Genomic DNA, 675 nt, shown 5'->3' with positions numbered 1-675 from the left:
CCGTCCCATCACTGCTGAGGGGGCGGCCCGGCGCATGTTCCAGCGTGATCCGCCCGCGCCACGGCAAGACAGGCTGGCTTTGCGCGTCGCTATAGGGATCGGGCAGCATGTTTCCGGCCAGCTGCTCCATCAGGATGAAGGGATAGAACATCACCTTTTTCCCCACCGCCTGCATGGCGGCGATGGCCTCCATCACAGCGGCATCGCAGGGGGTGCCGCCATAGACCGGGCGGCCATCCTGCCGGGCGATCTGCTCGGCCTCTGCACGGGATAGGCCCGAAACCTGCCAAGGCATCGTTTCCCCGTCTATACGCACATCCTCCACCTTGGGCCGGACCCGGCACCGCCCGCAGCGCAGATCGTCGCCGAACCACGAAACCACCAGCGAAACCGCCTCCAACTCCGGCAGATCCCGCGTAAGCTCGCCCAAAGAGACGGCAAAATCAGTCTCCCCCCGTGGGGTGGCGACATTGGCGCTCCGCCGAACGCCCGGCCCCTCCAGATAATTCACCGGCGTGGTAGCAAGCGCATATTCCCCGGTTCCGGGGATCAGGGCCACACCGCGAAGGCCGTAGGTGGGGGTGAACGCCGAACCCGGCGCGCCGCGCTGCTCGGGCCGGATCACTTCAAAGGAAAACTGCGGCACCCGGTTGCCGAAACGTTCAAGCGACAGGT

General features: G+C 65.9%; 1 pseudogene. It reads right to left on the bottom strand.

Annotated features, from left to right (window positions below):
- Positions 1–675, bottom strand: a pseudogene (locus A3764_RS16090) (baseplate multidomain protein megatron); the annotation flags it as partial.

Origin of the sequence: Sulfitobacter sp. HI0129 (assembly GCF_001635395.1) — a bacterium.
Taxonomy (GTDB): domain Bacteria; phylum Pseudomonadota; class Alphaproteobacteria; order Rhodobacterales; family Rhodobacteraceae; genus Sulfitobacter.
The sequence above is the reverse complement of the archived record's forward strand: the minus strand, read 5'-3'. Positions and strand labels throughout refer to the sequence as shown.